The sequence below is a fragment of the Azospirillum sp. B4 genome, from assembly GCF_000333275.1.
Lineage (GTDB): Bacteria > Pseudomonadota > Alphaproteobacteria > Azospirillales > Azospirillaceae > Nitrospirillum.
The window spans coordinates 11,864-33,119 of sequence record NZ_BACU01000189.1; the positions used below are offsets into that span (position 1 = coordinate 11,864).

General features: G+C 67.6%; 18 protein-coding genes. 8 read left to right on the top strand and 10 right to left on the bottom strand.

The features are described from left to right. Positions 1-9: 9 nt before the first annotated feature. Both I55_RS08495 and alr read right to left on the bottom strand, forming a co-directional pair. Positions 10-1,260, bottom strand: coding sequence for a D-amino acid dehydrogenase (locus I55_RS08495; protein ID WP_044560086.1), 1,251 nt, complete (start codon positions 1,258-1,260; stop codon positions 10-12). Further along, entirely contained in the window at positions 1,257-2,378 is a 1,122-nt protein-coding gene (gene alr / locus I55_RS08500) for an alanine racemase (RefSeq protein ID WP_044560087.1), read from the bottom strand. Before alr ends, I55_RS08495 begins: the two co-directional genes overlap by 4 nt. Positions 2,379-2,505: 127 nt before the next feature. Here alr and I55_RS08505 point away from each other — a divergent pair, with 127 nt between their 5' ends. Next, the gene (locus I55_RS08505; RefSeq protein WP_044560100.1) at positions 2,506-2,973 is read left to right on the top strand and encodes an Lrp/AsnC family transcriptional regulator; all 468 of its coding nucleotides are present in this window, start codon (positions 2,506-2,508) and stop codon (positions 2,971-2,973) included. A gap of 41 nt (positions 2,974-3,014) precedes the next feature. On the opposite strand, the gene I55_RS08510 is transcribed toward I55_RS08505, so the two are convergent. From I55_RS08510 to I55_RS08545, 8 genes are all read right to left on the bottom strand, one after another. Continuing rightward, positions 3,015-3,992, bottom strand: a complete 978-nt coding sequence (locus I55_RS08510; RefSeq protein ID WP_044560088.1) for an NAD(P)-dependent oxidoreductase — start codon at positions 3,990-3,992, stop codon at positions 3,015-3,017. A 64-nt stretch (positions 3,993-4,056) separates the two neighbouring features. Next, a complete protein-coding gene (locus tag I55_RS08515; protein ID WP_044560089.1) occupies positions 4,057-5,010 on the bottom strand; it encodes a transketolase family protein in 954 nt (317 codons plus the stop codon). Continuing rightward, positions 5,007-5,852, bottom strand: a complete 846-nt coding sequence (locus I55_RS08520) for a transketolase (RefSeq protein WP_044560090.1) — start codon at positions 5,850-5,852, stop codon at positions 5,007-5,009. The genes I55_RS08515 and I55_RS08520 overlap by 4 nt, the downstream gene beginning before the upstream one ends. A 93-nt stretch (positions 5,853-5,945) precedes the next feature. Then, complete coding sequence (locus tag I55_RS08525; RefSeq protein ID WP_159107145.1) at positions 5,946-6,776, bottom strand: aminoglycoside phosphotransferase family protein; 831 nt, start codon at positions 6,774-6,776, stop codon at positions 5,946-5,948. Positions 6,777-6,804: 28 nt separating this feature from the next. Further along, a complete protein-coding gene (locus tag I55_RS08530) occupies positions 6,805-7,758 on the bottom strand; it encodes a sulfotransferase (RefSeq protein WP_044560091.1) in 954 nt (317 codons plus the stop codon). A 308-nt stretch (positions 7,759-8,066) separates the two neighbouring features. Beyond that, the gene (locus tag I55_RS08535; RefSeq protein WP_148293629.1) at positions 8,067-9,644 is read right to left on the bottom strand and encodes a hypothetical protein; all 1,578 of its coding nucleotides are present in this window, start codon (positions 9,642-9,644) and stop codon (positions 8,067-8,069) included. Between the two features lie 166 nt (positions 9,645-9,810). Next, positions 9,811-10,833, bottom strand: coding sequence for an adenosine deaminase (locus I55_RS08540; protein WP_044560093.1), 1,023 nt, complete (start codon positions 10,831-10,833; stop codon positions 9,811-9,813). 47 nt (positions 10,834-10,880) lie between these two features. After that, entirely contained in the window at positions 10,881-13,121 is a 2,241-nt protein-coding gene (locus I55_RS08545; protein WP_049973957.1) for a TonB-dependent receptor, read from the bottom strand. On the opposite strand from I55_RS08545, the gene I55_RS36930 reads away from it, so the two are divergent. The 7 genes from I55_RS36930 to I55_RS08575 form a co-directional block, all read left to right on the top strand. Further along, on the top strand, positions 13,120-13,266 hold the full coding sequence (locus tag I55_RS36930; RefSeq protein WP_159107146.1) for a hypothetical protein: 147 nt from the start codon (positions 13,120-13,122) through the stop codon (positions 13,264-13,266). The genes I55_RS08545 and I55_RS36930 overlap by 2 nt on opposite strands. A 194-nt stretch (positions 13,267-13,460) precedes the next feature. Beyond that, entirely contained in the window at positions 13,461-14,471 is a 1,011-nt protein-coding gene (locus tag I55_RS08550; protein ID WP_044560094.1) for a LacI family DNA-binding transcriptional regulator, read from the top strand. A gap of 289 nt (positions 14,472-14,760) precedes the next feature. Further along, positions 14,761-17,274, top strand: coding sequence for a TonB-dependent receptor domain-containing protein (locus I55_RS08555; RefSeq protein WP_148293630.1), 2,514 nt, complete (start codon positions 14,761-14,763; stop codon positions 17,272-17,274). A gap of 58 nt (positions 17,275-17,332) precedes the next feature. Next, the gene (locus tag I55_RS08560; RefSeq protein WP_049973958.1) at positions 17,333-18,433 is read left to right on the top strand and encodes an alkaline phosphatase D family protein; all 1,101 of its coding nucleotides are present in this window, start codon (positions 17,333-17,335) and stop codon (positions 18,431-18,433) included. A 34-nt stretch (positions 18,434-18,467) separates the two neighbouring features. Then, positions 18,468-19,367, top strand: a complete 900-nt coding sequence (locus tag I55_RS08565; protein ID WP_044560096.1) for a nucleoside hydrolase — start codon at positions 18,468-18,470, stop codon at positions 19,365-19,367. Further along, positions 19,364-20,422 (top strand): BMP family ABC transporter substrate-binding protein, encoded by a 1,059-nt coding sequence (locus I55_RS08570; RefSeq protein ID WP_044560097.1) that lies wholly within the window; start codon positions 19,364-19,366, stop codon positions 20,420-20,422. Before I55_RS08565 ends, I55_RS08570 begins: the two co-directional genes overlap by 4 nt. Continuing rightward, on the top strand, positions 20,419-21,256 hold an 838-nt coding region (locus I55_RS08575; RefSeq protein ID WP_199902519.1), incomplete at its 3' end, for an ATP-binding cassette domain-containing protein. The genes I55_RS08570 and I55_RS08575, both read left to right, overlap by 4 nt.

The window sequence follows — 21,256 nt, forward strand, 5'->3', positions numbered from 1 at the left end:
AGAGGTCAATCAATAGCGGCTGATCGCCAGGTCGGCCGCCTCGATGGCGGGCCGGCGGCCGGTGATCAGGTCCGCGATCACATGCGCGGAGCCGCAGGCCATTGTCCAGCCCAGCGTGCCATGGCCGGTGTTGAGGAACAGGTTGGGGATGCGGGTGGGGCCGACCACCGGCGTGCTGTCCGGCGTCATGGGGCGCAGGCCGGACCAGAAGGTGGCCGCGGCCAGGTCGCCGGCTCCCGGGAACAGCGAACCGGCCGACAGCTCCAGCGTGGCGCGCCGGGCCGCCGGCAGGTCGGTGGTGAAGCCCGAAATCTCGGCCATGCCGCCCACGCGGATGCGGTCGCCCAGGCGGGTGATCGCCACCTTGTAGCTCTCGTCCAGCAGGGTGGAGACCGGCGCCCGCGCCTCATCGATGATGGGCACCGTCAGGGAATAGCCCTTGACCGGATAGACGGGAAGGCGCAGGCCCAGCGGCGCCACCAGGCGGGGGGAATAACTGCCCAGGGCGACCAGATAGGCGTCGGCGGTGACCGGCCCCTGGCTGGTTTCGACGCGCGTGATCCGCCCGCCGTCCTGGACCAGCCGGGTGATGGCGGTGCCGTTCAGAAAGCGCACGCCCCGCGCCTCCGCCAGCGCGGCCAGGGCGTTGGTGAACTTGAAGCAATCACCCGTCTCGTCATTGGGCAGGCGCAGGCCGCCCACGAAGGGAACGGCGGAGGCGGCCAGGCCCGGCTCCGCCGCGATGCAGCCCGCCCTGTCCAGCACCTCGAACGGGACGCCGTCGGCCTTCAGCACCGCGATGTCCTTGGCGATGCCGTCCATCTGCTTCTGGTCGCGAAACAGCTGCAGCGTGCCCTGCATCCGCTCATCATAGCTGATGCCGGTGTACTGGCGCAGGGCGATCAGGCGGTCGCGGCTGAATTCGGCCAGGCGCACCATGCGGCTCTTGTTGATCGCGTAGTCGCGGGCGTTGCAGTTGCCGAGCATGGCCAGCAGCCAGCGCAGCATGGCCATGTCCATCTTCGGCCGCAAGATCAGCGGGGCGTGCTTCATCATCAGCCAGCGCACCGCCTTGGCCGGGATGCCGGGCGCCGCCCAGGGCGAGGCGTAGCCGGGCGAAATCTCGCCGGCGTTGGCGAAGCTGGTTTCCAGGGCCGGGCCGGCCTGGCGGTCGATGACGACGACCTCATGCCCCGCCTCGGCCAGGTACCAGGCCGAGGTGACGCCGATGACGCCGCTGCCGAGGATGGCGATCTTCATGGGGCGGTGCTCCGATCCGGGGTGCCGGCCAAGGCGGGGCGATAGTGCCTCTCATAGCGGCGGCTGAGTTGGGTGAGGATCTCATAGGAAATGGTGCCGGCGTCGGCCGCGACCTGGTCGATGGTCTGGTGCGGACCGATCAGTTCCACCGGCGCGCCGGGATGCAGGTGCGTCTCCGGCACGTCCGTCACGTCCAGGGTGATGCTGTCCATCGACACGCGCCCGACGATGGGCACGCGGATGCCGGCGATGTAGGCCGCGCCCCGGTTGCCCAGGCAGCGCGGCCAGCCATCGGCGTAGCCGACCGGGATGGTGGCGATCCGCGTCTCACGCGTGGTCCGGAAGGTCAGGCCATAGCCCACGCCGGTGCTGGGCGGAACGGTGCGAAGCTGGGCGATGCGGGCTTCAAGCGCCACCACCGGGCGCATCGGGTTGGGGGCGTCATGTCGCGGCGCCCCGCCATACAGGGCGATGCCGGCGCGCACCAGGTCGAAATGTCCGCGCTCATGAAAGACGCCACCGCTGTTGTCCAGGGCGCGGGGCACGCCGGGGAAGCGATCGGCGATGGCCTGGAAGCGCGCGGCCTGGTCGGCGTTGGCCGGGTCGTCCGCGTCATCGGCGCAAGCCAGATGGCTGATCAGGAACCGCAGGTCGATGGCCGCGAGCAAGCCGGGCGCGGCCAGCAGGCGGTCGACCTCATCCCCCGGCAGCCCCATGCGCGACATGCCGGTATCGACCTGCAGGACGGCGGGCAGCACCGAACCATCGGCGCGACCCTGGGCGGACCAGCGCTCGACCTGGTCCAGCGAGTTGAGCACGGGGATCGCCCCCGCCCGCGCGCACGCGGCCTCCGCCCCTGGCAGCAGCCCGTTGAGGACATAGACCGAGGCCCGGTCGCCGATTTCCGGCAGCAGGGCCATGGCCTCAGCCAGCAGGGCGACGAAAATGTGGCGGCAGCCTTGCCCGATCAAGGTGGTGGCGACCGGCAGCGCGCCCAGTCCATAGCCGTCCGCCTTGACGACGCCGCCCACCTGCGCCGGCGCCACCCGCGCGCGGATGAGGCGGTAATTCTGGGCCAGGGACTCCAGGTCTATGGTCAGGCTCGCACCGGCGATCACGTCTAAGCCCCCCGCGTTCGGATCATGGAATCCTACCGCACGGCCTTTCAAATCGGCTGCCATAGTCTGGCATGAATTGCTATATGTTGGTCAGCGACGCATCATTGTGCGAAGGTTGCGCAATTCCATGCCATCGGCCATTGACGACATCGACCGCGCCATCCTGCGCGTGCTGCACACCGACGGGCGCAAACCCAATTCCGAAATCGCGGAGGCGGTGGGCCTGTCGCCCTCGGCCTGCCTGCGCCGGATCAAGCTGCTGGAGGATCGCGGCGTCATCCGCGGCTACACGGTGATCACCGGGCCTGAGGATAACGACCGCGGTGTCGACGTCGTGGTGCAGGTGACCCTGGACCGGCAGACCGAGGACTACCTTTCCCGCTTCGAGCATGCGGTGCGGCAGTGCCCGGAAGTCCGTGAGTGCTTCCTAATGACGGGGGATGTCGATTATTGGCTGCGGCTGCGCACCGACAGCGTCGCCGCTTACGAGGCCATCCACGGCGAGGTCCTGTCCCGCCTGCCCGGCGTCACCCGCATCAGTTCCAGCTTCGCCATGCGCGACGCCCTTCGGCCACGCCGCAGGCCGCGCGCCTGACGCGAGCGCGGGAGCGAATGGCCCGCCCAGTCGCTACCGGGTCATCCGGCGCGGGCCGGTCCCGCGTTCGAACCCGAGTTTGAGCTGGCGGGATTGTGAGCGCGGAACCAGTCGACGGTACGCCTCAATCCCGTGTCCAATGAAACCCGTGGCCGCCATCCCGTCGCCGTGGTCAACGCCGCGATGTCGGCCTCCAGGTGCATCACCTGGTCAGGCCGATAGGGGGATTCCCCGAAGCCGAGCGGCAAAGCGGGATCGATCAAGTCACGCACCGCGATGATGATGTCCCGCAAGGGCACGGCCGTGCCGGAGCCGATGTTGAACACGCCGGGGGCATCGCTGTCACACAGGGCGATGACCCCCGCCGCGACGTCATCGACATAAATATAGTCCCAGATCTGTTCCGCCGCCGTCAGCTTCGGCCGGCCGCCGGCCAGGAGGGTCAGGGTGACATACGGGATGAGCCAGCTGGGATCGTCCCCGGGACCATAGGACGAAAACAAGCGCAGCCAGGCGAGCGAGACCCCGTCCTTCGCGGCCAGCCGATCCAGCAGAAGGTAGGTGGATAACTTGGCCGCCCCATAGACCGTCGTCGGCCGGGTGGGGGCCGATTCATGGATTTTGGCGGAACAGGGCCCATATTCCGCCTGCGAGCCCAGGCCGACGAACCGGCGGCACCCCCCAGCCAGGGCGGCATCGTATAGCCGCAGACTGGCGGTGACGTTGTCGTGCTGTTCCCGGCGGTCACGGTCCTTGCCCTTGACACCCCACCAGGCCAGGTGGGCGACGGCATCGGGCCGGAAATCGGCGACCGCCCGCTCCCACGGACCGGGCCGCGTCAGATCGCCCTCTATGAGGGTGGGCGGCGTCGCCAGGGCGCTCAACCGCGCGCGATCCCCATTGGCGCGAAGCACCAGCGCCACATCGCGCCCGGCCGCCGCCAAGCTATGCGCCACGGCGGAACCGACAAAGCCGGAACCACCGGTCAGCAGGATGCGGCGCCGTTTTCCGTCGGTCATGACATCACCGGAACAGCGAGGGTGGTGATGGGGACGCTCCGCCCCCTCCAGCAATGCGGGCGTATCATATGGTGTCTCCCGGCATCAGCGCCGGCCCCCCATCCACCCACGACCACACAGCGGCGGCGATCCCCGCCGCGTCGATGCCGTTTTCCCGCCAAAGGAACCGCTGGTCTCCGATGGTCTTGATCTTGCCGCTGTCGAGGCCCAGGCGCTTGACCGCCGGCATGCCGGGATATTCGCTGAGGACTTCGGCGACGGCGCCACCCAGACCGCCGCTGCGACTGTGCTCCTCCACCACCACCAGGCGGTCGCACTCCCGTGCCAGGGTCAGCAGGGGCGCCGTGGGCAAGGGGGCCACGGCGGGAACGGAGATCAGCCTGACGCCGATGCCCTCGGCCACCAGCATCTCGGCGGCCTTCACGCATTCCCCCAGGATGGGGCCGTTGGCCAACAGCGCGACGCGTCCGCCGCCACCCAAATCAAACCAGCCGGAACCGGCCGTGTCCGCGAGGGCACCGCCATGGATGGCCGGTTCGCCGCCCTTGCCCAGACGCAGATAGGACGGTCCCCGCCGCCGATATAGGTGGGTGGTCGCCCACGCCGCCTCATGGGGGTCACAGGGCGCCATCACCGCCATGTTGGGCAATACCCGGGTGAAGGCGACATCCTCCGCCCCGTGATGGGTATATCCCTGGGGACCATAGGGAACCCCGCCGCCCACGGCCACCACGGTGACGTCCAGGTTGTGGTAGCACACGTCGACGCGGATCTGTTCAAGGGCGCGGGTCACCGCGAAGTTGACGATGGAATAGGCGAAGACCTTCTTCCCCGTCAGCGCCAGGCCGGCGGCAATACCGATCATGTTCTGCTCCGCCACCCCGACGTTGAGATAGCGGTCGGGAAACCGGTCGCGAAAGGGCTCCAGGACGGAAAAACCGAGGTCCCCCGTCAGCAGGTGGATGCGCTCATCCTGCGCGGCAAGGTCGACCAGGCGGCTGATGAAGGTGTTCCTCATGACCGCAGCTCCCGCAGGGCCTGCCGCAGCTCATCCGCCGTGGGCGACCGGTAGTGCCAAAGCAGTTGGTCCTCCATGTAGCGGACCCCCTTGCCCTTCACCGTATGGGCGATCAGGACCGAGGGCCGGCCGGCGCCCCCCGCCAACCGCAGGGCGGCGCAGACCGCCCCATGATCGTGCCCATCGACCTCGATCACTTGCCAGCCGAAGGCCGCCCATTTGGCGCCGAAGGGCTCCAGGTCGATGATGTCGGCCACGCGCCCGAAACTTTGAATCTTGTTGTAGTCGACGATGGCAACCAGATTGTCGATCCGGCGCGCGCCCGCCAGCAGGGCGGCCTCCCATACGCTGCCTTCGTCGCATTCCCCGTCGGACAGCATCACGTACACCCTGGGATGGTTGGCCACCTTGGGATGGCTGGCATCGGCGCGACGCAGCCCCAGCGCCATGCCCAGCCCGATGGGCAGGCCATGCCCCAGCGAGCCTGTCGAAACCTCCACCCCGGGCACACCGGCGGCGATGGCGTGCCCCCCCAGGGGTTGGCCATTGGCGCAATATCCGTCCAGCCAGGCGCGCGGGAAAAAACCCTTCAACGCCAGGGTCGCATAGAGGATGGCCGCCGCATGGCCCTTGCTCAGGATGAAGCGGTCACGGTCCGGCCAGTCCGGCTGCGCCGGGCGGATCCGCAGGACATGCCCGTACAGGCAGGCGAGGATGTCCGCGGCGGAAAAACAGCTGCCGATATGGGACGCGCGCGCCCTGTGCACCATCTGCAGCGCCTCACACCTGGCGTCCTGCGCCAGCCCGGCGATCTCCGCCAGGGGGATATCGTCCACACCCATCCAGCCCCATCCGACCAATTATTTCCAATGCATCATAATATTCATACACGACCCTGAGCCACCGTCGCCGTCGGTGGTTTCCCGAAAAAGAAATCATACTTCCATGATATCCGCCAAGCGGCTGCTTATACTGATCCTGTTGTTTATATGCTCTCCAGAAATCACCGACAGATAGGATTTAAGAACAACGATGAGCGTGAGAACGGAAATCTCGGCATCGCTGCCCAGTGGGGAAGACCCGAGATTCCCGCGATGGCAATGGCGCCGGTTACCGATAAAGGTCAGCCAATACAAGAAATCGTACCCTTCGGGTCCCCAAAACGCGTCCTCCCAGTCAATGGCGACGGGGCCGTCCTGACCGGAAAGGATATTCTTCGGCCCCAAATCGCCGTGACAGACCACCTTGGGGAATTCATCCAGGCGCTCTTCCAAAAACGCCAGGTGGCGTGCCGCCCTTGCAGAGAGGGTCGCGTCCACCAGCCCCGAATGGTGAAGGTGCTGAAGCCCCACCCGCCCTTCCCTCACCCTGAGGGCCAAGTCATCATCCTTGTCCGGTGTCGCCAACCACTGCCGCCGCCCGAACATCTGCGCCATGCGCCGCACGACCTCGGGCTCCATATCGCCGCCCAGGGGCCGCAACGCCGGCATGATCAACCAGCCACGTGCGCCAATGGCCGGATCGGGGGCATCCCTGTAGTCAATCACCAGCGAGCCGCCATATGCGGCCTGCGCAAGGGCGGCCTCGCGGCGCAAGCTCTCACGCCCATCCGGCGCCAGATGTGTCTTGAGGACAACGGCATGTCCATCAAGATCCGCCAGGAAGCAGATGTTGAGGGTGCCGCGCGCCGCCGGACGACACTCCCGCAACCTGCCGTGAAAAAGGGCGCCGATGGATGACACATCCAACGTCGACGGGTCGGCCAAATGCCGCCCCGTCGCGAAGTGGCGTATTTTACTCAGCACCGTAGTACTCGGACAGATAAGGAATCTTATGGTATCCGAAGTGCCGCGCGACAGCGCGGGTGCCATCGGCGATTTGAGTCTTTTCCGCATTGGATAGTTCGGAAATGATCTCGCGGTTGTAGTCCGCCGTGCTCTTCAGGACCGTTCCCCAGGGGGCGATGTTCTCCTTGATCTCCACCCCGTTCCAGCTGGGGTAAAGCATGCTGGGCTCAAAATCGACACCGATGAACTTGGACACCTCCTCCATGAAGGATCGCTTGTCACCAACCAGATCCTCATAGCGGAAAATCCTGACATTCGACGGATACATCCGGGCGAACATCTCCACGGTCGAATGATAGATGTTCCAGGTGATCAGGTAGCGGTTCAGCGTCTGCGGGAACGGTCGCCGCTTGGTGTCACGGTACGCCGAGAAGGGATTGCGGATGATGTGCATGATGCGGGCGTGCGGGAAATCGCGCACGACGCGGTCGGCATCGATGCCGATCGTTGGTGAATAGCCCACATACGTCATGCCCTCACGCTGTGACGTGTAATAGTTCTTCCACGACGAAAACGTGGCCCGGAAGAACGCTTCGACGGCGTTCCGGCGGAAATGCGGCGGTTGACCGAGGAACTGGATGAAGTCGGCGATGCGCTCCTTCTCATCCAGGTCAAGGGCCGTGTCTCTGAACTTGGAGCCATTGCGCTTGCGCAGGAAGGTCTTCATCTCCTCGTCAATGAACTGCTCATAAAGCTCAGCCGGCGCCAAACCTTCGGCGAATTCGGGATAGCGATATTGGACCCGCTCCACCGAAGACAGGAAATCATTGAAGTTCCGGTTCCCCAGCTGGGATTCGAACGGATAGACCAACAGCCGGGAATGACCGTCGAGATGACGATGCGTGACGTTGCCGCCATGCTCGAACCCTGCCGAAATCATCACCAAATTAAAATCAACCATGACGGACTCCGTTAATGCATCAAGAACCCACCGACAGTGGGAATGCCGCGAGCGGCGGGCATTCGGTGCGGATGCCGAACACACCACCTCCGGCATCACTGCGCGGTGGCGGGGCAGTTTGTTCCGCTCCCTTTCAATAACGATTGATCCCGGGCGACTCTGTGCGCGGATGGCACCACTATACCCGCCAAGAGTTCAAATAAAGAATCACCGTTTCCCATCCTTGATGATGGTCGCATAAAGCCCAGGCTGGCATCTTTCGCGCAATCCCGTACCTATCCAATGCGTCGTGAGCCTGGAGAAGCGTCTCAGGGTTGGGAATCGATGGAGTAAAGATCGGCCATCGGCCCCTGGTGAACCAGGGTGAGGCCCGGTGCAGGGGCCGGGGCCGGGCCGTTGGGATGCAGGAACAGCACGCGGTCGAAACGTTGGCGCCACCCATCCCACCACTGCCCGTCGGAGGTCGCCAGCTGCCCCACCTCCACCGGATTGGACACCAGGTCGATAAAGGCATGTTCGGGACGGAACTGCAGGCTCATGGAAATGAAGGTCAAGGGATCGAGCGTGGAGTGGGTGATGACCGTCAGCGCCGTCCAGTGCCATACCGCCGTGGCCCGGTGACACGACGCGCCAATCCCATGCCCTTGGGGATCTGCCTGGAGAATGGGCAAGACCCGGCGGCCCCGCCAGTCCTCGGGGATGGCCGCCAATAGGTCATCGACGGCCCGCCCGCATCCGCGCCATTCCACCGACACCACCGAGAACAGGCCCAGCACGGCCAGGGTGGCGGCCCCCACCACCGCCGGCCGTTCCCGCGCCGTCAGACGCACGCGGCATCCCGCCAGCAGGACCAGGGCGAGCATCACCGGCAGACGGATATGCATCTGCGCCACCGCCGAAATGATCGGCGGCACCAGCAGCGACAGGGGCCCCAGGACCAGGAGCGGCAGACGGGCGACGGGTGCCACGCTGACGCGGCGGGCGACGACCAGGCCCAGGACCACGGCCAACAGCACGCCCGCGGCCCAGGGGGATGCGACCAGCAAGGCCGCCGGCGCCTTCAGCGCGTCGATCATGGAACGCAGGCTGGGCCATTGGGTATAGGGATTGGGCAACATCTGGCGCCCGCTGGCGACCGCCACCAGGGCAACAGGACCCAAAGCCAAGGCTGCGAGTTCCCCCCAATCGCGCCAGCCCCGCGGCGGATAGGTGGGATCGCGCCCCAGGCGGAACCGCAAGCCCACCTCCAGCCAGAACACGATGGCGAACAATCCGGCGAACGCCACCGCGTGCGCCAGCATGACCGCCAGCCCCCCCAACACCAGGGGCGGCAGGCGCCATAGCAAAGGCCGTGACCGGGTGCCCAGCCAGAAAACCAGCATCCACAAGGCCAGGGCTATACCGAAGGCCAGATTGATGATGCCGTCCAGGAAAACCGTGTTGTAGAGCACGGGGTACACCAGCAGGCCAGCATACCACGGGACGCCAGCCTGACCCCGGTTCAGTTGCCGGGACAACCGCCAGGCGCCGGTCGCCGTCAACAGCAGCGTCGCCACCAGGAACAGCCGCCCGGCCGTCCAGGGAGAGAACGGCCCGATCAACGGCGCCACCAGCATGTCCACGGCCAGGTTCACGTTCGGCCGCAATTCCCAGTCCAGCGTGTAATAACGTTGCAGGTCTGGATCGTGGGCGTAACGCGCCTCCGCCGCCAAGCGCGCCAGATGTTGCGGATAGTCGTTCAGGGCAGGCGCCACCGAAACAAGAAGGGGCGTCAGCGCCACGGCCATCAGCAGCGTATGCAGCGCCGGCCATATGAATCGACGCCAGGATGCGAAGGCGGCGCCCCCTTCGGCCACCACCACTCCAACGCCCCTGACATCCGACATCCAGTCCCCCACGCTTGCACGCAGCCATTTACGCCATTCCATCCCGATGGCTTAACCCTTTTTCCCATCGGGCGGCCCCATAGGGCCTCTATGGCGACACAATAATCTGGCGCGCCGCCGGTTAGAAGAAAGAATGGCGGGAGTGACAACGCGGAGTGGAATCTGGTTAACGTGGCATGGCATCCAGCCTGACCAGGTGGGTCGCTTGGGCGTCCGCATCCAGGAAGGACCCGGTGATGCTGTTGCGGGCCAGCTGGATCAGCTGCGCCCGGGACAGGTCCAGGGCCGTGGCGGCGCGCAGGTAGTTGTCCAGCAGATAACCGCCGAAATAGGCCGGGTCATCGGCATTGACGGTGGCTCGCACCCCCAGGTCCAGCATGCGCCGCAGGGGATGCGCCTCCAGGCTGGGCACAACGCAAAGCTTGAGGTTGGACAGGGGGCACACCGTCAGTGTCATGCCCTCCGCCCCCAGGCGGCCGGTCAGGGCCGCGTCCTCCAGCGCGCGGTTGCCGTGGTCCAGGCGGTCCACGCCCAGCAGGTCCAGGGCCTGCCAGACGTACTCGGGCGGCCCCTCCTCCCCCGCATGCGCCACCAGCCTCAGCCCGCGGTCGCGCGCCGCCCGGAACACACGGGCGAACTTGGCGGGCGGGTTGCCAACCTCGGACGAATCCAGGCCCACGCCGGTGATGCGATCCAGATAGGGCTCCGCCGCCGCCAGGGTGGCGAAGGCCGCGTCCTCGTCCAGGTGGCGCAGGAAGCACAGGATCAGCCGCGACGTGATGCCGAATTGGTCCCGCGCCGCCGCCATGCCGGCCAGCAGGCCGTCGGCCACCACCGCGAAGGGGATGCCCCGGCCGGTGTGGGTCTGAGGATCGAAGAAGATCTCGGCATGCACGCCGCCGTCGGCCGCCAGGCGGCGGAAATAGGCCAGCGCCAGGTCGCGGAAGTCCTCTTCCGTGCGCAGCACCTGGGCGCCCTGGTAATAGATGTCCAGGAAGTCCTGCAGCCTGGTGAAGGCGTAGGCCGCCCGCACCTCCTCCACCGTCCTGAAAGGTAGGACCACCCGGTTCCGGCGGGCGAAGTCGAACATCTGTTCCGGTTCCAGGCTGCCCTCGATATGAAGGTGCAACTCCGCCTTGGGCAGGCGACTGATGAAATCGGACAGGGTCGGGGCAAGGGTGTCGATCATGATCGCTCCTGGTCCCTGGGGGGATGCCCCCCGGGGACCGTTGGACTTCAGAAGCGCGTGGACAGTTCCACGCCGTAGGTGCGCGGGTTGGTGAACACGCCGGCGTAGCCATTGACGTTCACGGCGCTGGTCAGGACAGAAGCGTCGGTGATGTTGCGCACCCATGCCGCCACTTGGGTGCGACCGGAGCGATAGCCGGCCTTGGCCCCGCCCTCCCAATAGCCCTGCCCCCGGAATTGGGGCTGGACGAAGCTGGTCAGCTGGAAATTCTCATCCCCGCGATAGGTCCAGTCCGTGCCCAGGAACAGCTCCCGCCCGTCCCCGAGGGGATAGCTGTAGTCGGCCGTCAGCGCGGCGGTCCATTGCGGGGCGAAGGGGAAGGGCTGGCCGGCGATGTCCAGCGGATGGCCGGGATTGCGGGGGTCGTCCACCTCCGTCGGGCCCTGGATTTCCGTCTTCACGAAGCCGAGGTTGGCCCCCAGCAGCAGGCCGTCGGTCACCTGCAGCTTGGTCTCCAGCTCGAAGCCGGTGCCGACGCCGCCCTTGGCGTTGATCAGGCGGATGATCTCCTGCCCCGCCGCCAGGGTGCTGTAGGCCACCAGCTGCTGGTTGCGATAGACGTAATGGAAGACCGACAGGTCGGTGCGCAGCCGCCGGCCGAAGAAATCACCCTTCATTCCCGCCTCGTACGACGTCACCGTTTCGGGGTTGGCCTTCTGCAGGGGATCGAACATGGCCTGCCCCGTGATCACGCCGGCGTGATAGCCCTCCGCGATGCGGGCGTAGAGGTTGATCTGGTCATCCAGGCGATAGGCCACGCTGCCATCGTAGGTGACCTTGCCCCAGCGGCCGTCGGTGCTGGAGAACCGCGGCAGGAACCAGGGGCCGGGGCCGCGGCCCGCCACCTTGTAGAAGGGATCGGTGGCGAAGTTGGGGAAGGCCGCCAGGTCGGTGGGCTTGGGCGTGAAGGAGGATGAGTCCTGCCAGAAGTCCACGGCGTCGACGGTGTAGCGCAGCCCGGCCGTCAGGGTCAGTCGGTCGACGGGGGAATAGCTGGCCTGGCCAAAGGCGGCGCCGCTGTGGCTGTTCTGGCGGGCCCGCTGATAGGCACCGAAGCCGGGCATGCCATCCGCCGTCTGGAAGCTGTTGTTGGCGGTGGTGTTCCAGTAGCCCAGGTCCTCAGAGAAGTAATAAAGCCCGCCCTGCCAGGTGAAGGGCCCGGCGCCATTGGACGCCAGCCGCAGTTCCTGCGTCACCTGTGTCAGCCCGTCGACGTCCGAGGTGTTGACCAGCGCCGCCCGGGGGCTGCCGTCGACGTCGCCGGCGCTGAACATGCTGCCCGTCAGCCAGGCGGTGATGGAGGTCAGGGTGACGTCGTCGAACTCATAGGCGGCGTTCAGGGTGACGCCGCGCATCCTCACCTTCTGCCGGTTGTTGTTATCGCTCTCCTCCGCGATGTCGTACTTGTCGAAAGGCAGGACGCCGACGGTGGCGTCGGGACCCTGGCCGTGGAACAGCGTGGACGTGCCGTCCAGCGAGCGGCCATAGGCCTGGACCAGGGCGGTGAAGCGCTCACTGGGCTTCCACTGCACCTGCACCCGCGCCGCCAAATCGTCATAGCCGTCCAGCTTGTTGCCCGTCACCACGTTGCGCACCCAGGGGTCGCGGTGCTGGTATAGGACCGATGCCCGGGCGGTGAGGCCGTCACCCAGCGAACCGCCCACCGCCGATTCCGCGGTGTAGCCGCTGAAATTGCCGAAGGTGACGTCGGCGTAGCCCTCGGTCGCGTCGGTCGGCTTGCGCGACACCAGGTGGACGGCGCCCGCTGTGGTGTTCTTGCCCCATAGGGTGCCCTGCGGCCCGCGCAGCACCTCCACCCGTTCCAGGTCGAAGGCCGGCATGCCCTTCAGCACCGGGTTCTCCAGCACGACGTCATCATAGTACAGCGCCACCGGCTGCGAGGCGTTGAGGGTGAAGTCCTCATTGCCCAGGCCGCGGATGTAGAAGCGCGGGTAGACGCGGCCGAAGGTGGATTCGGCGTTCAGGTTGGCCACCCGGCCGGACAGCGCGCGGATATCGTCACCGGAGACCGCCAGGCCGCGCATGTCGTCGCCGTTCATGACGCTGACGGACAGCGGCACCTGCTGCAGACCCTCCGTCCGCTTCTGCGCCGTGACCACGATCTCTTCCAGCGCGGGCGGACCGTCCGCCGTCTCCGCCGCCCGCGCGCCCGTCGCCGATACCCCGGCCGCCAGTGCCACCTGCGCCGCAGCGGTCGTCACCCTCATGAGTCTCATCATTTTAACTCCCATCGTTCATGCCCTGTCCGTTGCCGCGGCACCGATGACGCGGCGCGCAGCTTGTTTTCTAATTAAACGTTTCATTTTTAAGGCGCAAATAGGCCTGCTCGGCGGCGTGATGCCGCTGAACTGACCCCATATATTTCCTATGGTTACGCTGCCATTTCCGCCCGTCAAGCAATGAATCTGTTAGAATAAACGATTCATAATTCCACCGTGCCCGATAGGCCACTCCCACCCCTATCACCTGATGGCGCGCCATGGCCCTTCCCATCCCCGGCGGGATACGGCTGAAATACGGCCACAATCGATTAACCAGAGACCCTGATGACCAAGGATGAGACCAGCGGCGGCAAGCGCCCCACCCTGAAGGACGTGGCGCTGGCGGCGGGTGTGTCGGTGGCCACCGTGTCCTACGCCCTGAACGACGCCGGTTCCGTGGGCGGGGACACGCGCCGCCATGTGCTGGACGTGGCGGCGCGCCTGGGGTATCGCCCCAATCTCAGCGCCAAGGCCATGCGCACGGGCAAGACCGGCGCCATCGGCCTGATCCTGCCCGACCTGACCAACCCCTTCTTCCCCGCCCTGGCGCAGAACGTCGTCCACGCCGCGCGGGAAAGCGCCTACAGCGTCTTCGTCACCGACACGCAAGGCTCGCACGAGGCGGAACGCGCCGCCGCCCAAGCCCTGATCCAGCGCGGGGTCGACGGCCTGATCTGGTTCCCCATCAATGACGAGGACACGCTGGCCGACCTGACCGGCGGCCTGCCGGTCCTGGTGCTGGACCGGGACAACCCCCGCCACGACCTGATCCAGATCGACGTGGATTCCGGCGGGCGCATGGCGGCGGAGCGGCTGATCCGGGCGGGGCACCGCCGCATCGGCGTCATTTCCGGCCCGACCGACGTCCGCAGTTCCCGCCAACGCTCCGAAAGCAGCGCCGAGGTGCTGCGCCGGCACGATGCCCTGGCCTGGCACCTGCACAACGCCTATTCCTTCGACCTGGAACCGGCGGTGGCCGCCGCCGTGACGGACGGGTCGGTCACCGCCCTGTGCGTGGGCGCCGACCTGATCGCGCTGGGCGCCATCAACGCCCTGCGCCAGCGGGCCTTGCGCGTGCCCGAGGACGTTTCCATCATCGGGTTCGACAACATCCCCTATGGCGCGTTGGCCTTCCCCGGCCTGTCCACCATCAACATCCCAGTTGAGGAGATGGGCATAGAGGCGGTGAACACCCTGCTACGCCGCATCGCCAAGCCGGCGGAGTCCCGCCGTCGCCTGGTGTTCGACGTCACCTACGTCGAGCGCGGCACCGTGGCGCCGCCCCCTACCCGCTAACGCGGTTCCTGATACCGGCATTTGAGCGTGACCGCTCAAATGCCGCGCCCTCAAGCGCCGGGCGCCCCAGTCGGGGCCTACAGCGGCACGAGGCACGCCTAACGCCGCTGGTATGAAACCAGCCAAGAGCCGCCGGCACCCTTCCATGACAATTAAGTGAAACGTATAAGTTGACATTGCGCGGCCGGCGCATTCTAAATATGAAACGTTTCATCGGCGAGCTGCGGCGGGCGGCTCCGCCGGCCCCGCGGGTCAAGCGGGGCCGGAACCAAGAAGGGGGTATTGGGGTATGAAGCGGTGGACGGGGCGCCGGACGGCGAAACGGGTGAAGGGGTTGACCGGGGCGGCCTTGGCCGGCGCCTCGCTGTGGATGTTGGCCGGGGCGGCCGCGGGGATGGCCAGGGCGGCCGATACGGCGGGAACTGACGACGGCACCCTGGATGAGATCGTCATCACCGCCCACAAGCTGGGCATCGGTGAAACGCGGGCCAACAGCGTGGTGGACGCGGAGGCCATCAAGGAATTGCCGCCTGGCCTGGATCCCTTGAAGATGATCAACCGCGTGCCCGGCGTGCTGGTGGGGTCCAGCGACGCCATGACCGGCAGCTTTTCCATGCGGCTCAGCATGCGCGGGCTGAACAAGGAGCAGATCGGCGTTTCCGTCGATGGCATCCCCAACGGCTCCACCCTGTCCAACGGCGGCACCATGCCGTCGCGCCTGGTCGATGGTGGCAACCTGGAGCGCATCTCCGTCTCGCAATCGGCGGGGGAGATCGGCACGCCGTCCAACCAGGCCCTGGGCGGCTATATCGACTTCCAAAGCCGCGACCCGTCCAGGACGGCGGAAGGGGCCCTGGAACTGTCAGGCGGCGACGTCGGCTATCGCCGCGCCTTCGCCCGGCTGGACACGGGCGAGGTCGCGCGCGGTCTGACCGCCTATTTCAGCTTTTCGCATGAGCAGCTGAACACCTGGCCGGGCGCCCAGTCGGGCGAGAGTAAGCGCGACCATGTCGACTTCAAGATGGTGAAGGAGTTCGACAACGGCGCCAAGGTGAAGGCCAGCTTCAGCTACAACGACCTGTCCGACAACGATTACGACGCCGTGGCCCTGCGCGCCGTCAGCGCGCCCTTCTACAAGGCCAACTTCGAGACCAACCCCAACACCGACGGCCTGACCGACGCCTGGACCGGCGACCCCAGCATCGACCAGAACAACCGCCGCACCCGCGGCATCGACAGCCGCGAATACTTCAGCCACATCGACATCTCCACCCCGGTGACGGACGGCATCTCCTTCTCCGTCAAGCCCTACTACCACCATGAGGAGGGGGCGGGCTGGTTCTACGTGCCCTATGTCCAGCTGCCCGCGAACGGCCAGTTGTACAGCGCGGTCGCGACGGGCGGCAAACCGACGGCGACGGTGCAGGAGTGCTACGCCAACCAGTATGCCCACGCGGCCAGCGGCGCCCTGATCCCGGTGGCGGCCGTGGCCTACCCCACCGGCACCAGCGCCGCCACCCTGAAGGCCGCCGGCTGCCCCGCCGCCGCCAAGTACCAGATGAACCCCACCAGCCAATGGGGCGCCCGCGAGGCCTCCCGCCGCAAGGGTGGCTATGAGATGGACCGCGAGGGCGGCCTGAGCGAGCTGAAGGGTACCATCGGCGACAACCAGGAACTGCGCGCCGGCATCTGGGTGGAACACATCGACCGCGCCAAGACCCGCAACTGGTACAAGGTCACCGACCCCGCCACCGGTTTCGACTACACCGACAGCGGCCTCTATTCCATCACCCAGGACCGCCACTACGCGTCCAACACGCACATGTACTACGGCCAGTACAAGCTGCGCTTCCTGGATGCCAAGGCGGAGCTGTCGGCCGGCCTGACCTACCAGGATTTCGACGAGACCTACCGCTCCCCGGTGGAATTCGCCGGCACGCGGGAACTGAGCGTCCATTCCGACGTGCTGCCCAAGGTGGGCCTGCTGTACCACCTGACCGACAGCCTGGAACTGTTCGCCAGCGGCTCGCAGAACTTCAGCGCCCTGCCCGACAGCGTGTTCGAGGGCACGGCCGCCATCAACAGCAAGAAGGGCATCCAGCCCGAGACGTCCACCAATTACGACGTCGGCGCCCGCTGGGCCTTGGGCAATGTCGGCTTCTCCGTCCAGGGGTACTGGATCGATTACGACAACCGCATCTCCATCCAGAACGGCAACCCGGACGGCGACATTTTCAGCCGCGACGCCACCACCACCTTCCTGAACCAGGGCGGCATCACTTCGCGGGGGGTGGAGGTGACGGCCACGGCGCAATTCGGCAGCGTCGACCTTTACGGCAACTACGCCTTCAACGACGCCTTCTACAAGGTGGCGACCCCGGCGGAAGGCATCGCCAAGGGCGATCCCGTCCTGGGCCAGCCGCGCCACAGCCTGTATGGCGAGGTGGGCTGGCGCCCCATCGACCCGCTGCGCCTGATGGTCAACGCCCGCTACGTCGGCCGCCAGGCCGGCACGTATGGTGCCGTGCAGAACACGGTGGTGACCGGCGGCCCGGCCTATTACCCCCGTGAATACATGCCGGCCTACACCCTGGTGGGCCTGTCGGCGACTTACCGCCTGGACGACAGCTGGGTGGGCCCGCTGCACGACACCGAGATCGCGGTGAACGTCGACAACCTGTTCGACCAGCACTACCTGGCCGGCATCGGCATGGAACTGACGACCAGCAACCCGCTGACCTCAGGCCGCTATTTCCTGGGCAGCCCGCGCACCTTCGTTGTGACCCTGCGCACCAAGTACTGAGCCAAGCCTGTCCGGGCCCCGCCCTCGCCGGCGGGGCCCTCCACCCCGGGGATGCCCGATGTTCAACCGTCGTTCCCTGCTGGCCGCCACCGGCGCCACACTGCTGACCCGCCTGGGGCTGACCCGCCTGGGGCGGGCGGCCCCGGCGCCGCGTGTGGCCGGAGAGCGCCTGACGCGCATCGCCTTCGGCTGCTGCGACCATCCGGAAATGGCGCAGGACATCTGGCCGGCCATCGCCGCGACCGACCCCGACCTGTTCCTTTTCCTGGGGGACACCGTCTATGCCGACGACGCGGTGACGGCCAAGGCGGGCATCATCCCGGCACTGGCCGAGATGTACCAGCGGCTGGACGCCGCCCCCGAATTCAGGGCCTTCCGTGCCCAGGTGCCGATCGAGGCCACCTGGGACGACCATGATTACGGCGTCCATGACGGCGGCGCCGACTTTCCGGAGAAGGAGGCCGCCCGCGCCCTGTTCCTGGACTTCTTCCAGGCGCCGGCGGACGATCCCCGCCGCACGCGCCCCGACGGCGTCTACCGCGCCATCGAGTTGGGGCCACCGGAACGGCGCGTCCAGATCCTGTTGCTGGACCTGCGCTACAACCGCAGCCCCCTGATGCGCCATGCCGAGCCCGAGCGCACGGCCAAGAGCGGCTTCGGCCCCTACCTGCCCAACCTGGATCCGGCCGCCACCATGCTGGGGGCCGGCCAATGGCGCTGGCTGGAGGCGCAGCTGCGGCGGCCGGCCCGGGTGCGCCTGATCGGGTCCAGCGTCCCCTATGCCGCCGGCCACCGGGGCTATGAGGCGTGGACCAACTTCCCGCTGGAGCGTCAGCGCCTGGCCGACCTGGTCGCCCGCACCGGCGCCGGCGGCGTCATCTTCCTGAGCGGGGAGATCCATTATGGCGAGATCAGCGTCCTGACGCGGAACACGCCCTATCCCCTGTACGACGTCACCAGCAGCGGCCTGACCCACTATTGGCCCCTGCCAGGCCCCAACGCGAACCGTTTGCCCACCGGCACCGTGACCCAGCGCAACTTCGGCATGATCCACATCCTGTGGGAGGCGCCGGAGCCCCAGGTGGTGATGGAGGTGCGGACCGCCGATGGCGGCCTCGGCATCCAGCACACGGTGGCGCTGGACAGCCTGCACACCTGAAACACGCCTTTGCTATCTCCCCAGAAAGAAGTTCATGACTGCGGTTCTGATCGACTGTGATCCCGGTATCGACGACGCCCTGGCCCTGGCCCTGGCGGTGGCCTCCCCCGAACTGGAGGTGCGCGCCGTGACCTGCGTGGCCGGCAACCGGCCGGTGGCCGTCACCGCCGTCAACGCCCGGCGCCTGCTGGACCTGTTCGGCCGGCCGGACATTCCCGTGTACGCCGGCGGCGCCCGGCCGTTGCTGTACCCGGAACCCCGGACCAACCTGGTGCATGGCGAGGATGGGCTGGGCGGCGTGGTCCTGGGCCGGGACGCGCGCCCGGTGGCGGCGGAGCACGCCGCCGACGCGCTGGCCCATCTGCTGCTGTCCCCGTCGGGCGCGGACCTGACCGTGGTGGCCATGGGGCCGCTGACCAACCTGGCCCTGGCGGAGATCCGCCACCCCGGCCTGCTGGCCCGGGCCCGGGGCATCCACATCATGGGCGGGGCCGTCCACTGCCCCGGCAACGTCACCCCGGCGGCGGAGTTCAATTTCTGGGCGGACCCGGCGGCGGCCCACGTGGTCATGACGGCGGGCGCCCGGCTGAATGTCTTCCCGCTGGACGTGACCGGCCAGGCGGCGATGACACCCGCCTGGCTGGCGGGGCTGGCGGCCCGGCCGGCGAAATCTGCCCGGGCGCTGGCCGCCATGCTGGCCGTGTACGGCGCGCAGGACCCCCTGCTGCACGACGCCTGCCCGGTGGCGGCCCTGCTGCGGCCCCGGTTGTTCAGCGGCGCGGCCGGACGGCTGGAAGTGGAGTGGCGGCCGGGGCCGGAGGAAGGCCGCAGCCGGCTGCACCCCGATGGAGAGGCCACCGCGATGATAAACACCGGCCTGGACACCGACGGCCTGCTGTCCCTGATGGCCGAGCGCCTGGCCAGCCTGCCATGAAGGGACCCGCCCTCGCCCTGCTGCTGACGGTGGCGCCGGTGACGGTCGCCCCCGCCGCGCGCGCGGCGGAAGGCGCGCCGCCACGCGTGGCCTTCTTTGTCAACGGCGCGCTGGGCGACAAGTCCTTCTTCGATTCCGCCGCCCGGGGCCTGCGCCAGGCCAAAGCCGACCTGCGCCTGTCGGCCCGCACCATCGAGGGCGGCTACGACCCCACGCGGTGGGAGAGCGGCCTGGTGGACCTGGCCGACAGCGGCGACTTCCCCATCATCATTACCGGCACCTACACCATGGGGCCGCTGGTGCAGAAGGTGGCGCCGGATTATCCGGAGGTCACCTTCATCCTGTTCGACGGCGTGGTCGACTACGTCCACTGCGCCTGCGGCAACGTCTATTCCATGCGCTTCCGCCAGAACGAGGGCGGCTATCTGGCCGGCGTGATGGCGGCGGGCCTGGCACAGGCCGGCGCGATACCCGGCGCCGCGCCGGATGCCGTGGGGTTGGTGGGCGCCATGCCCATACCCGTCATCAACGATTTCGCCGCTGGATACGCGGCCGGGGCGCGGGCTACCGCACCCGGCGTCACCATCCTGCGCCAATACGCCAATTCCTTCTCCGACCCCGCGACCGGCAAGGAGATCGCCAAGGCCCAGTACGGCCAGGGCGTCGGCGTCATCTTCCAGGTGGCGGGCGCCACCGGGCAGGGCGTCATCGAGGCGGCGGAGGAAGCCGGCCGCTACGTCATCGGCGTGGATTCCGACCAGGCCGCCCTCTATCGCGCCTCCAGCCCCCGCCGCGCCGCGCGCATCCTGACCTCGGTCATGAAAAACGTGGATGCCGCCATCGTGCGCGCCCTGCGGCTTCAGCGGCAGGGCCGGCTGCCTCTGGGCCGGACGGAATCCCTGGGGCTGAAGGAAGGCGCCATCGGCCTGGCGGACAACCCGGACGCGGCCCTGGCCATTCCCGCCGCCGTGCGCGCCGCCGTGGACGCCGCGCGCCAGGGCATCATCGACGGCACCCTGGCCGTGCCCACCGCCTTCCCGGGGGACCGGCCATGACCCCCGCCGAAGCCATCGCCCTGGACGCCGTGGAAAAGCGCTACCCCAACGGCACCCTGGCCAACAGCGGCGTCAGCTTCACCGTGGCGGCGGGCGAAATCCACGCCCTGGTGGGGGAGAACGGCGCCGGCAAATCCACGGTCATGAAGATGCTGTACGGACTGGAACAGCCGACGGCCGGCACCCTGCGCATCCATGGGCGGGAGGCGCGTTTCCGCCACCCGGGCGAGGCCATCGCCGCCGGGGTCGGCCTGGTGGCGCAGCACCTGAACCTGATGCCGTCGCTGACGGTGGCGGAGAACGTGGTGCTGGGGCATGAGCCGCGCAAACCCGGCGGCCGGCTGGACCGGGCGGCGGCGGAAGCCCGTGTCCTGGACCTGGCCCGGCAATCCGGCCTGGACGTGGATCCGGCCGCGACCGTCGCCAGCCTGCCGGTGGGGGTGCGCCAGCGGGTGGAAATCCTGAAGGTGCTGCACCGGGGCGCCAACATCCTGTTGCTGGACGAACCCACGGCGGTGCTGACCCCGCCGGAGGCGGCGGCCCTGTTCACCACCCTGCGCCAGTTGGCCGCCACCGGCCGCACCGTCCTGGTCATCACCCACAAGATGGATGAGGTGCGAACCTTGGCCGGCGGCGTGACCGTCCTGTGCCAGGGCCGCGTCACCGGCAGCGCCCGCATGGCCGATTTGGACCAGGGGACGTTGGCGCGCCTGATGGTGGGCCGGGACCTGCCGCCACCGCCGCCCCGCCGGCCGGCCGGCGCGCGCCCAGCACCCCGTGTCGTCGCCCGCGACCTGGGCTATGTCGACGGCGGGGGCACGATCCGGCTGCGGG

Bases quoted from the DNA above. Each gene is read 5' to 3' on its own strand.
- I55_RS08550 (WP_044560094.1), top strand. From the start codon at position 13,461: ATGACCAAGGATGAGACCAGCGGCGGCAAGCGCCCCACCCTGAAGGAC.
- I55_RS08495 (WP_044560086.1), bottom strand. From the start codon at position 1,260: ATGAAGATCGCCATCCTCGGCAGCGGCGTCATCGGCGTCACCTCGGCC.
- I55_RS08565 (WP_044560096.1), top strand. From the start codon at position 18,468: ATGACTGCGGTTCTGATCGACTGTGATCCCGGTATCGACGACGCCCTG.
- I55_RS08540 (WP_044560093.1), bottom strand. From the start codon at position 10,833: ATGATCGACACCCTTGCCCCGACCCTGTCCGATTTCATCAGTCGCCTG.
- I55_RS08545 (WP_049973957.1), bottom strand. From the start codon at position 13,121: ATGAGGGTGACGACCGCTGCGGCGCAGGTGGCACTGGCGGCCGGGGTA.
- I55_RS08535 (WP_148293629.1), bottom strand. From the start codon at position 9,644: ATGTCGGATGTCAGGGGCGTTGGAGTGGTGGTGGCCGAAGGGGGCGCC.
- I55_RS08510 (WP_044560088.1), bottom strand. From the start codon at position 3,992: ATGACCGACGGAAAACGGCGCCGCATCCTGCTGACCGGTGGTTCCGGC.
- I55_RS08520 (WP_044560090.1), bottom strand. From the start codon at position 5,852: ATGGGTGTGGACGATATCCCCCTGGCGGAGATCGCCGGGCTGGCGCAG.
- I55_RS08505 (WP_044560100.1), top strand. From the start codon at position 2,506: ATGCCATCGGCCATTGACGACATCGACCGCGCCATCCTGCGCGTGCTG.
- I55_RS08570 (WP_044560097.1), top strand. From the start codon at position 19,364: ATGAAGGGACCCGCCCTCGCCCTGCTGCTGACGGTGGCGCCGGTGACG.
- I55_RS08560 (WP_049973958.1), top strand. From the start codon at position 17,333: ATGTTCAACCGTCGTTCCCTGCTGGCCGCCACCGGCGCCACACTGCTG.
- I55_RS08555 (WP_148293630.1), top strand. From the start codon at position 14,761: ATGAAGCGGTGGACGGGGCGCCGGACGGCGAAACGGGTGAAGGGGTTG.
- I55_RS08530 (WP_044560091.1), bottom strand. From the start codon at position 7,758: ATGGTTGATTTTAATTTGGTGATGATTTCGGCAGGGTTCGAGCATGGC.
- I55_RS36930 (WP_159107146.1), top strand. From the start codon at position 13,120: ATGAGTCTCATCATTTTAACTCCCATCGTTCATGCCCTGTCCGTTGCC.
- I55_RS08515 (WP_044560089.1), bottom strand. From the start codon at position 5,010: ATGAGGAACACCTTCATCAGCCGCCTGGTCGACCTTGCCGCGCAGGAT.